The following is an 11294-nucleotide window of genomic DNA, read 5'->3' on the forward strand; positions in this document are numbered from 1 at the left end:
CGGAGAGTGGCCAAGCGTGATCTTGAGTATTCAGCCGTTTTAGAACCGTCCGTAGAAGTGGGGTAGAACCCTACTCACAATCACAGACACCGGAGAAGGCCAGCAGATAAAGACCTCAGCGGGGCGGCGGGAACTCCCAGCTCACACGGAGCTAATCCGGCTGGGGCTTGAAGACTACATTCACGCGCTGCGCGAGCAAGGCGCTGAGAGACTGCTACAAGGCGTCACGCTGGGGAAGCGCAAGGCTGGCGACCAAGGCGGTAAGTGGTACAACGAGCGGTATCGCAACGAGACCCGGCTGCCGGGGTTCAAGGCCGCGAGAAAGACGCTCTACTCGTTCCGCCACACTCATATAACGCAGGCCCTCAACGATGGAGAGGTTGAACTCCGCACGGTGCAGCAGTGGGTGGGGCATGAGCGTGGACAAATGGGCGCCACACGCTTCTACGATAAAGGCGCTTCCATACCGCAACTCCAAACCGCGCTCAACAAGCTCGACTGGGACTGCTCCGCGCTACAGGCGTTGCGGCAGGGATGGCGTAAAATGCCCCTATATAGAGGTGATTAGCATGTGGTAAAGGGTGGCCAACATCCGCTGATGCCATGTCAAATCAATGCCACGTACAGAGAAACCAGACCAAAAACGGGAGCCACACACCATGGCGTGAACCCCCGCAGGGAGTTGGTAGTCTGCACCACCGGCATCAACAGTGCATTCCACAGCAACTAACGACAATCGCTTAGGCTACAGTTACGCGCGGACCAGAAAGGACCAGCATTCGTAACCATAGTCATGCGCGTCCAAGACCTTCGCGGAGTTCCTCACGCGGCGATACCGGCAGTGAATCCACTTCCAGCCTTTCGGCGCAGGCTTTTGCTTACATTCGACCAATCATATACACCCCCTTAGAGGCGGTATGATTTTGGTGATACCTAGCTTGACCCAGCCGGGCCAAATAACTACCATTCCGAGTGCCGGTCGTTACTGGTAGTTGTGGTACTCGAAGTGCCGCCTCTGACAGCTTCGACAGACAGGTACGGCCTGAGTGACAGCTCAGGCTCGTACCGACCAATTCCTTTTTAAACAATCCCATTCTTCTTCAGCTCAGCCCACTGGATGGCGGCTGTCTCACTGCTAACGCCGAGCTGGCGACATATCTCGAACTCTGTTGTGTAGCCTTCCGCTACCACAATCCGCGAATCCACCAGCAATTCGCCAGCGAAGGCATTTGCTTGCCATTCACTGTCCTCAAAAGGCCGGTGGTCAGGAACTCCCCTAGCGAAGACGATCGGCTCATCCATGTGCATGAAGAAATGTCCGAGCTCGTGGGCGATGGTAAATCGCTCGAAGTTCCCGCCTTCGACTGCCCGCTCGAACACGCCATTCTCAATTCGCATTAGCGGTGGGTCGTCCCCTCGCCCTGGGATAGTCTCAGCCGCTGCCTCGTACCCTAGGTCCGCCGCTTCTACAACATCGAGCTCTAGCACTCCGCGGTAGTCGAGGAACTCAATTACGTCGACCACAGGCAGGGCGACCGAGCTGACCCCCATTACCTCTCTGATGACGTCGGAAAACCCATGCGCCAAATGCCGGACCTTTTCTCTGCCTCGGGGCTTTACCTTGTAGCCCTTCGGTTTGTACCTGATTTTTTGCATCGGCTCTCCCGTGGCCTAGGTTATCCCGCGTACTCAGCTCTCACATCAGGCCCAACTGCTCTCGAAAGACATCCTTAGAGTCGCTTGATAAATCCGAGAACTTACGTGCGAAGGCGACCATGAGCTCTCTGTCATCGTCACTCTGGCCCTGAAGATCAACTTTCATATCCGGTTGTGAACAGTCGACTAGTTTCGGCAATACATCCACACCGTCTACACCCGCGAAATAGCTGACTACCTGCTCAAGGTATTTATCGGTTATCCGCTTCCTGCCCATTTCTACGGCTGACAGATATGCAGACTTGACCTCCATGACATCAGCCATATCTTTCATAGTCACACCCTTATCGATTCTCATTTTTCGCACCGCCTTTCCAAATGGTGTCGTCATACTCTCCTCCCTGCCTGGCTGCCAATCAGCACAGCACCATAAAAGTATACCGCTTTTCGCTGGAAAGTAAACCCATTGTGGTTAATATATAACCCTTTTAAACGAAGATAAGACAACTTAATTATGGACGATAGCCTGCCGAAATACAATATGTAGTAGCAATTGCTGACTGCAAGCACTACTTGCGTATATTTCCCTCAGCGAAAATTTACGAAAAATGCCTGTTGCCTTACTCCCAGTGGAAAAGGGGCGGGGTCGTATATAAAAGGGGGGGGGGTGGGAAGCCAAGCGCCTCAACAGGGGCACTTGGCGGGAAAGGGATTGACGACGGGACTCGAACCCGCACCTCCCCGGCGGTATAATGCAGTGTCGGCCGCACGAACCTTGAACCTGAGGGGCTCTATCCAATTAAGCTACGCCAATGTTAACTCGCTGTCCTAAATCTTTTCTGCTGCATAGTCATCCTCATAACGCCGCATTTCCTCGGCGAGCTCCTGCAGCCTATCGACAAGACCTTCCAGGCTTATCCTTCTTATCGCTGGCCGATCCTCGAACGTTTCTACGGCCAACCGCTCAATAAGCCCCTTCTGCTCCAAGCTCATCAGGTGTCTGTCTACGGTACGCTTTGAAACGCCCATCCTGGCGGCAATTCTCTCTGCTCGGGGAAATGGCCAGACATCTGCCACCCACCAGTGCATGAGCACATTCAACAAGACGACCATCTCTCCGTCATTGATGCCCAGGCTTGCCTGACTGCGGATCAATATATCCGGCAACAACTGATATCCAGTGAAACCCTCTCCCACCGCCCCCTTCCACTTCGCTTCGAGGCGTTGAGCTGGAGATATCTTTCTATGCTTTGCGTTCATTTCTGCATAAAACCATGTGCAGTGCAAAAGATCAATATAATGATTATATATTAGACATTTTTGTCTCAATTTATCCATCACACCCAAAGTGGCGACCTCCGCCCTACACTACACAATACAATTATGTTGCTTAGCCAGCCCCCGCACCCCTTGACTCTACCTGCTCTTACGTGGCTCAATGCAACTCAATGACCGGTTATGATCTGAGTGTAGCTTTTATGAATGACGTTGAGGCAGTGAAGACCCGGCAGGATATTGAGCTGGTGGACAGACTCCTGCGGAAGCACAAAGGGGACCTGTACGGCGACATTTGGCGCACAGGCGTCAACCTCGCGCTGCGCATCAGTGACCTGCTGGCGATTCGGTATGAAGCACTGGACCTGAACCGCCGGGAGTACCGCATGCGAGAGGGCAAGACGGGCAAGCTGCGCACGCTGGGCCTCAATGACACGGTAGCGCGGATTGTGGAGCAGCGGCGAGCGGAGCATCTGGGGGACGTATATTTGTTCCAAGTGCATTCCAACAGGACAGCGGGCGTAGTGAAGCCGGTAGGCCGGGTCACAGTCGCCAAGGCGTTCGCGGAGGTGGGCGGCATTATCGGGGTACGGCTGGGCACGCACAGCATGCGTAAGTCTCGCGGCTGGGCGATGTACAGCGAGGGTGTGCCCATTGAGATGATAGCCAAGGTGCTGAACCATTCGGCTCCCTCAGTGACCATGCGGTATCTTGGGATAACTCAGGCTGAAGTTATGCAGACCTATACGGACTTTGAACTGTGAGCTCCTCAGCGCCCGGTAGCAGGCTTGTCGGGTTGGCAGCGGGGGTTAGTGGGGTCGAGAGTCAACACGATAACAGCGCTGCTATTCTGGGCACTGGTGCTGGACCGTGTCTTACTCCTCTATAAAAGCGAGGAACTCAGCCTCTGGTACGATGCGAACTCCACACTCACGCGCCTTTTCAATCTTTTTCGGCCCTGCCCCTGAGCCTGTAACAAGAATTTGCGTTCTCCCGGTGATGGCTGCTCGCGGCGTGAAGCCAAGCGTGCAGAGATACGCTTCAAACGCCTTGCGGTCGTCCCAAGGGGGTGCAAACTCACCTGTGACGACGATGTGGGTTCCCGCAAACCTTCCAGAAGAATCTCCCCTCAACCCAGACTCCCGCTTCTTAGACGGGACTCGCCGAAAGGTTCGAGGTCTTCCGCTTGCAGTTCCAGCAGCATAAATTCCAGGCGTCGGCACGACTGCGGAGATGGCACGATATAGGGCTGCGGCAGCAATGGCGTCTTCCAGAGCATTGTGGGGCAGATAATCATGTCCAATTTCTTTGCAGAGATTCTCCAGCTTGTATGAAGGCGAATCGCGCCACAGGTCTCGCGCGCATTCCAGTGTGCTTACCCAACTAGCGAGTTCAGTCACATCCTCCAAGCCGTATCGCGAACAAGACTGACTTATGCAGTTGGGGTCAAATCGGCTATCTGCGTGATAAACACATTGCTCGCCCGAGAAGAAATAGCGAAGAACTGGGTGAATAGCGGGGAAGGTGGCGGCGTCCGCCGTGTGGTGCGCTTTGATGCCGTGGAGTTTCGAGTGATAAAGCTCCTCATATTCGACTTCTGGGTTTACGAGCACCCGCCAGGTCTCGACAAGTTCGCCCGCGCGGAATCGAGCGATACCCACCTCGCAGATTGAGGCCAAGCTGGAATTGGCAAGTTCAATGTCAACAGCGGTAAAATTGCTCTCATATTCATATTGGTTCATTTGGTTCGAGCTCCACTAATCCTGTGAATGCCGTTCCACGAAACTTAATGTTTCTCGCTTTTCTGTCTTGCACCCCGGGCACTTCGTCGGCTTCAATTCATGGTAGCCGCCAGTGGTTGAGTAGCCGCAGTTGGGACAGCTCATTTTCCAGCCGTCAATTTCGGCTTCCAACCTATAACCCGAATACGCAATTATGTTCGACACCAGTGTTGCTTGTTTTTCAGCGTCGAACGGCCCCCAGGGGTCTGAGATGTTCCCGCCTCTCTCCAAGTCTTGAAGCTCATACGTACGCCACATTTCACTGCGGTCCACGTTGCACCTTGCTTTGTACACCAATTTGAAGTTGCCGCTGGGCGATATAAATCGAAGTTCGGAATCTACCCTTGCGAGCTTCTTCATTATCTGACTTTCGTCCACGTCAATCTCCGGTGCAAAGAATGGTGCTCTTGCTGAAATATTACCCCATCGAGATTTGGTTCGTGAAGTACAGTGATTTCGAGACCTTCTTATACATAGGTCGTTACGATGCCACTTGCTGCTTCCGTTGTGAACGCCGCGCACCTAGCCAGCCACATTCACTGCTAGAAAGATGGGTGGCCTAGCTCCGCGAGTCCGTCCCGTAGATACTCTGCAAGCGGGGCTTTTTCTGCAATATAAGAAGCCATGTACTTATCATTTTGTAATTCCGCGTCTGCCACAAGTGCCTCCCAGTCGCTTGCCTGCTCACCGCCAGCACCACGGCCAAGCCACATCAGCGCACATAGCTCGACCAAGGCACCGTCTTCCAGCGAGCGTAGCCGCTGTGTAAGTGCTTCTTCTTCAGGTCTCACTTGCAACAAGAGCTCCGCGTTAATGCTTCCCAATTCAAGCGCCTGCACCTGTTCGCTAGGTGGGTAGCATGCATCCGCGAGTCGTATAACCTCCTGAACTTCAGAATACTTGAGTGTCTTCACGGTCGAGTCCTTCCAGAGATATCGCTACATCATAATCAATTGATCGAACCCATGCGAATCCCCAGAGACCGATTTGTGGTTGACACATTCACTTTGGCACCGGTTGCGCTCGTCACTTCGGCAATTACCGGCATCACCTGATACTCCCGAAAGACAGCTTGCTCCATAGCATTGAGTACCGCTTCCCTGTCTGATTTCCGACACACCACACCATCATGGATTGGTAGTAGAGGCACGCCCAACTCGATACACCTATCGAGTATTGAGCACATGATATTTGCTTCCCATAGACTCAAGGTTTTCCAGCCCCCACCATAGAAATGCTCTTTAATCTTGGCGTGTTTCTCCTCAAGCCGGGACAGTAACCGCACGGCATCGGCGTGGACCGACACTGAGGGAAGCTTCATGGTGGCCAGGACAGCATTGTCGCGAGAACTCGCATTGAGAAGGCGCATCATCGCGGCCTTTGCCGTGGCTTGGATGAAACCTTCTACATGATAAGCATCTGTGGGCCACACCAACCTTGCAGATGCACCCTCAGAGTCCCACAGAGCCACCTCAGCGTACGCGAGGGCAATGTGCATGCATCGGTAGTCAAGCTCAGTCGTCTCTTCTGCGTCGATTGTGAGCGTCCAGCGCTGCACTGCGGGCATGGCTTGTGCGGCACAATGAAGCCTGCCGTAGACCTTGAGTGACCTATCATTGAACTGACGTTCCAGCACCAAGGAAGACGGGTGTACGGGAACGCAGCCGTGAGTACGATGCGTGCCCCGCCAGCAGTGGGAGAGGTTTACCGCGTTCATCCTCTGGAGGCGTTCACGATTTAGGTTCGTTTCCGGTGTGTCTATGTAGTCCTCACGGCTACCACTCCGGTCCTTCAGAATCACCAACTCCCGCTCCGCATGCTCCGTCAGTACAACCTCAAAGCCCGCCTCCATCACCTCATCGTAGAGCGCGACTAACTTATCAGTGGGCAGCACCAGTGAGGCCCTACCCGGCTTAAAGCCTTTGGCGTCTTTCCATCCTTTGTGGAAGGTGATGTAGCCATGTTGCTCCAAGTGCTCTACTACTGGCTTAGCTGCCTGCCGCGAAAAACAGCGAGGGACGCTATAACGATTCTTCCGGGGCATTTCGGTTTTGGTCGGCCAGAGCACGCCTACCAGAGCGTCAGCACGGCCAAAGCATAGAGCCTCAAAGCAGGCATTCAGCAGACAAGCAACGCCTCGCTCCCTATGCACCCTTCCGGGGCCACGGAAGACAATACCTTCAGTGACCTCCGCAAACACCTCGGAAACTCTCCTACAGCGTATATAGACACCGCAGTCCGCGTGAAGCGTGTAGAGCTGGTCTTCCTCGTCGATTACTTCCCGGTTCTTGAGTGTGCCTGCCCATTCGGAATTCTCTGTCGCATATCGGGTTATAAGCATGGCAGCAGGCAGTGGATTGGTGCCTAGAGCATTAAAGGCTGGGATAGGCTGTCTCCTTTTGAAAATCTACTATAGGTAGGGATTGAGGGGGGGGTAGGGTAAACACTCTCGTATTGAGTCTGGAGCATACCTATCGCCAAAGGGATTAGGTATCTGGGTAAGGTCCCAGTGAAGAACGGAGGTGTGGCAGGACAGGAACTCTACAGTCCCCACTTCCAAGATAGAGCGAAAAAGTGGTCCCAGCAATAGGGGCCAAAGGTCAGGACTATCAAATGGTATTATTGTGCGCCAAAAGCGGAATCTCTTGACGTATCAACAAACTACCGAACAGTGGCCGCACCCCTGAACTTATCGAGCCTTTACGCCCCTGTTGCCGGAAGTGGTACACAGAAGTCAAGAGACTCAAGGAAGGAGATGTGCAATACGTAGTCTGCTTGCCGCACTGGGCAGCGTTGCGCGCTCTGTTTTTCAACGCGAGCAGTGAGTGAGTTCCGGCGGCTGTGACAAACTGGTACACTCCTGTGTCACACTCACTGCCAGCATGCGCCCTGAAGCCGCGTAAACACTGGGTGGAGGGTTTCAGGGGAGCAGTCCTCTCCTGGGCACCATCACATCAGTAATTGCAAGCCTTCCCAGCCAATCCGTTAAAAATACCAACATAAAACCCCACAAAATGTGAGCGGTAGAAACGTCACCTCACGATTCCCGCCAAGCAAGAAAAAACCCGGCCCGACCTGGGCGCACTAAGTGATGCCAGTGGCACCATAAAGCCCGTCGAGCGCGGGCGGACTTTCCCGTGTTGGGGGCGTCGCACTCCGTCGCGCCAAGTCGCACGGTCCTGCCATATGGCCATTAACCCCGACCGGCGGTGACGGGGCTCCCATCTTATCGGCTGCAGCCCCCGCTATTCTGCCCCGCTGGGATCACACGAGCGCCAGGCCCGCCATCGTCACTAGCGAGCGCAGCGGGGTAGTGACGATGGCTGCTAGCCCAGAAAGTACGCAGCCCCGAGGCCGATTTTCGGCAGGACGCGCGCGTGACGGGTTCGTAGACTACCCACTGTAGACAGAAATACCCGTGGCCACTGCGGATCAGTGGCACAGAGGGCGCCCGCCCTCGACCGTTCGGTCACTACCCCAGTCAACACAATCAGCGAGGATGTCTACTCTCGATAGGCCGTTAATATGTCCTATACTTAGTGATACCCGGAGGCGGCCCGGCTGATGGCGCTGGCCGGTGCCGAGATACTGCTCTACCCGACCGCGATTGGCTTCGACCCGGCCGACGACGAATCCGAGGCGCGCCGTCAGCTCGATGCCTGGCGGATCATCCAGCGCTCGCACGCGGTCGCCAACGGGCTGGGGGTCGCATCGGTCAACCGGGTCGGCTTCGAACCGGACCGCTCCGGGGGCACCTACAACGCGGAGTTCTGGGGCCACAGCTTCATCTGCGGCCCCCAGGGCGAGGTGCTGGCCGAGGCCGGCACGTCCAGCGAGGTGGTGGTCTGCACCATCGACCGCAGACGATCCGAGACGGTGCGCAGAATCTGGCCGTTCTTCCGCGACCCGCGCATCGACGCCTACGGCGATCTGATCCGACGCTTCAACAGCTGACACCCGGCGACACGCCTTCGAAACGATCCCGCTGCGCTTTATCGGGCCGGCGCTGCGAGCAATCGAGAATCGTGTGACATCCTTCACATCTTCGGCGGCACAGCTATACTCTTCGCCAGCGAAACAGGACGCCGGCTGAGAACGCGGGCGGTGTGTTCCGGGGGGATTACAGAGAGCGACCATGCCGGACCGCAGATCACTGCTCCACAGGACCCTTGGCGAGTTGAAGCGCCGTCACGTCGTGCGCGTGCTCGGCGCCTATGCAGTAACTATATGGGCCATCCTGCAGGTGGCCGACATCGTGCTGCCGGCACTGATGGCCCCGGACTGGGTCATGACCGCGCTGGTCAGTGCGGCCGTTGTCGGCGCGCCGGTCGCCGCCGTCCTGGCCTGGCTCTACGATCTCACACCCGCTGGCGTGCAAAAGACTCAGGCAGCAGCGCCGGACGATTCGGCTGCAATCGCATCCACGGCAGGCTTCGGCGGGCGCTGGGTCGATTACCTGATCATTGCCGCTCTGGTGCTGATCCTGGCATTCGTCCTGCTCAGGCCGTCACCGGTGGAAACACGCATCGGCACCAGCATCGCGGTTCTGCCGTTCACCGATCTCAGCGCCGACCAGGGCAGCCGGTATCTGGGCGACGGTGTCGCCGAGGCCATCATGGACAAGCTGGCACGGATATCAGGCATCCAGCTCAGCGCCAGGACCTCATCGTTTTCGTTTCGCGACGGCAGGAACGATGCCCGGCAGGTCGCCTCGCTGCTGGGCGTCGAGACGCTGCTGGAGGGCAGTGTCCGGCGCGCCGGGAACCAGTTGCGCATCAGCGCCCGCCTGATCGACGGTTCGAGCGGCAAGCAGGTCTGGAGCAACACCTATGACGGCTCGATGGAAAGCGCATTCGAGCTTCAGGACAATATCTCGTCGGCAATCGCCGAAGTGATGCGCGTAAAGCTGAATTCACCGAACGACCTGGCGGCCGATCTGGCCACGCGAAATCCGCAGGCATTCGACGAATATTTGCGCGGCCGCTCGTACCTGAGAGACCGGACCGGCGGCAAGATCGAACAGGCCATCGAAAGCTTTCAGTCGGCGCTGGCGCTGGATCCGGCATTCGGGCTGGCTGCGGCCGGCCTGTGCAGGTCAAGCTGGGAGCAATACGAATACCAGCGTGGCCCCGAGCTTGCCGAAATCGCGTTCGAGCGTTGCGAACAGACAGGTCAGCGTTATCCTGAACTTGCCGAAACCCGGATAGCCCTGGGCTCGCTCCAGCTGGGCACGGGCCGGGCTGCGGACGCAGAAATTTCATTCATGAAAGCGCTCCAGCTCGAGCCCAACAACGCCGAAGCCCATGCCGGTCTTGGCCTGTCATTGCGGGCCCGGGGGGAGTTCGAGGCGGCTGCGACAGAGCTGCGCAAGGCGATCGACATAGACCCCGCCTACTGGCGTTTCCGATCAGACCTGGGCATCGTGTATTATTTTGCCGGCGAACTGGAAGCCGCCCTTGATGCCGTGCAGCAGGCCATTGACCTGAATCCCGATCATCCCGACCCCTATTCAACCCTGGGTGGCATCCATTTCGCCCGCGGCGATTTCCTGCTGGCCGGGAACGCATTCGAACAATCGATAGAGCGCGAACCCAATCCGATCGCGTATTCAAATGCCGGCACGAACTACTTCTTCGCCAGCGAGTTCAAGCGCGCCGAAGCCATGTTCGAGCGCGCTGTGGAAATGATGCCGGACGATTTTCGCTTCACCGGTTTTCTGGCCTGGGCGATACGCGCTCAGCCCGGACGCGAGCGCGATGCCCGCCCCTTCCACAAGGCAACCATCACCACTGCCAGCGAACGACTGGCCATCAACGTCAACGACCACGATGCGCGCGCCGCCCTTGCGGTGCACCTTGCCGCACTTGACGAGGGCGCAGCCGCACGCGGTGCGCTGTCAAGCCTGATCGATTACCAGCAGCTCAACATCAATGCGCTGACGATGACCGGTTTCGCGCATTATTTCCTGGGCGATCACGATGGCGCGATCCGGGCCTTCCAGATCGCCATCGACAAGGGTCTGCCGGCATTTCTGCTGCAAAGCGATCCGCGCCTTGATTCTGCCTGGTCAGATCCCCGTTTCGCTGCGCTCTTGCAGCCGCCGGCGGCAGCGTCCGCCGAAAACCCGAGGAGCTAGATGATGAACGCATATATTCGACCGTCACAGATTTTACTGGCAGTCGCCGTGCTGGCCGCGACCGCCCTGCCGGCGCTGGCCCAGCAAACTGCTTGCCCGCCTGACTGCGCGATCGAAGTCGTGGTTCCCGAAGACCTGTCGCTACCACCCGCCTCTCAACCCAAAACCCTGGTGGCCGACGCTGGCGCGGAAATCATGATCAACACCAATGCACGCGTGAGGATTCAGTTCGAGGGGCAATCGCCGTTCGTCAACCGGAACGGCATACCGGTGATGAATTTCGTCGTCAATCGGGGCAACCGGCCCATGCGCGTCCGAACCGACGGCGAGGCCTGCTCTGACCAGAACCCGTGCAAATACATGATTCATGACCTGCCCCCTCTGTCAGGATAGATGTCGTGTCCATTTTGCACTCTAAATCTCAAGGAGGGGGCGGTCAGTGAGAC

At 56.7% G+C, this 11294-nt stretch carries 10 protein-coding genes, 1 tRNA gene and 1 pseudogene; 4 read left to right on the forward strand and 8 right to left on the reverse strand.

The annotated features are described in order from the left end of the window. Window positions 1-1080: 1080 nt before the first annotated feature. From Q6D67_RS21160 to Q6D67_RS21175, 4 genes are all read right to left on the reverse strand, one after another. The gene (locus Q6D67_RS21160; RefSeq protein ID WP_304707792.1) at window positions 1081-1656 is read right to left on the reverse strand and encodes an ImmA/IrrE family metallo-endopeptidase; all 576 of its coding nucleotides are present in this window, start codon (window positions 1654-1656) and stop codon (window positions 1081-1083) included. 40 nt (window positions 1657-1696) lie between these two features. Next, window positions 1697-2047 carry a helix-turn-helix domain-containing protein gene (locus Q6D67_RS21165; protein WP_304707794.1) on the reverse strand — a complete coding sequence of 117 codons (351 nt, stop codon included), beginning with the start codon at window positions 2045-2047 and terminating at the stop codon, window positions 1697-1699. A 319-nt stretch (window positions 2048-2366) separates the two neighbouring features. Next, a tRNA-OTHER gene (locus tag Q6D67_RS21170) sits at window positions 2367-2470 on the reverse strand. Between the two features lie 14 nt (window positions 2471-2484). After that, on the reverse strand, window positions 2485-2994 hold the full coding sequence (locus tag Q6D67_RS21175; protein ID WP_304707803.1) for a helix-turn-helix domain-containing protein: 510 nt from the start codon (window positions 2992-2994) through the stop codon (window positions 2485-2487). A 140-nt stretch (window positions 2995-3134) separates the two neighbouring features. On the opposite strand from Q6D67_RS21175, the gene Q6D67_RS21180 reads away from it, so the two are divergent. Further along, window positions 3135-3695 carry a tyrosine-type recombinase/integrase gene (locus Q6D67_RS21180; RefSeq protein ID WP_304707795.1) on the forward strand — a complete coding sequence of 187 codons (561 nt, stop codon included), beginning with the start codon at window positions 3135-3137 and terminating at the stop codon, window positions 3693-3695. Between the two features lie 111 nt (window positions 3696-3806). On the opposite strand, the gene Q6D67_RS21185 is transcribed toward Q6D67_RS21180, so the two are convergent. The 4 genes from Q6D67_RS21185 to Q6D67_RS21200 all read right to left on the reverse strand — a co-directional run bounded on the left by Q6D67_RS21185 (window position 3807) and on the right by Q6D67_RS21200 (window position 6684). Next, a complete protein-coding gene (locus Q6D67_RS21185) occupies window positions 3807-4673 on the reverse strand; it encodes an exonuclease domain-containing protein (protein ID WP_304707796.1) in 867 nt (288 codons plus the stop codon). Between the two features lie 15 nt (window positions 4674-4688). After that, window positions 4689-5090: a hypothetical protein gene (locus Q6D67_RS21190; protein ID WP_304707797.1), complete on the reverse strand. Its 402-nt coding sequence runs from the start codon at window positions 5088-5090 to the stop codon at window positions 4689-4691. Between the two features lie 164 nt (window positions 5091-5254). Beyond that, window positions 5255-5626, reverse strand: a complete 372-nt coding sequence (locus Q6D67_RS21195) for a DUF3775 domain-containing protein (RefSeq protein WP_304707798.1) — start codon at window positions 5624-5626, stop codon at window positions 5255-5257. Window positions 5627-5661: 35 nt separating this feature from the next. Then, a complete protein-coding gene (locus Q6D67_RS21200; RefSeq protein ID WP_304707799.1) occupies window positions 5662-6684 on the reverse strand; it encodes a hypothetical protein in 1023 nt (340 codons plus the stop codon). A 1583-nt stretch (window positions 6685-8267) separates the two neighbouring features. Here Q6D67_RS21200 and Q6D67_RS21205 point away from each other — a divergent pair. From Q6D67_RS21205 to Q6D67_RS21215, 3 genes and pseudogenes are all read left to right on the forward strand, one after another. After that, window positions 8268-8666, forward strand: a pseudogene (locus Q6D67_RS21205) (nitrilase-related carbon-nitrogen hydrolase); the annotation flags it as partial. A 223-nt stretch (window positions 8667-8889) separates the two neighbouring features. After that, on the forward strand, window positions 8890-10848 hold the full coding sequence (locus tag Q6D67_RS21210) for a tetratricopeptide repeat protein (protein ID WP_304707800.1): 1959 nt from the start codon (window positions 8890-8892) through the stop codon (window positions 10846-10848). After that, entirely contained in the window at window positions 10849-11241 is a 393-nt protein-coding gene (locus Q6D67_RS21215; protein ID WP_304707802.1) for a hypothetical protein, read from the forward strand. Window positions 11242-11294 lie beyond the last annotated feature (53 nt).

The sequence above is a fragment of the Haliea sp. E1-2-M8 genome (assembly GCF_030649675.1).
Taxonomy (GTDB): Bacteria; Pseudomonadota; Gammaproteobacteria; order Pseudomonadales; family Halieaceae; genus Haliea.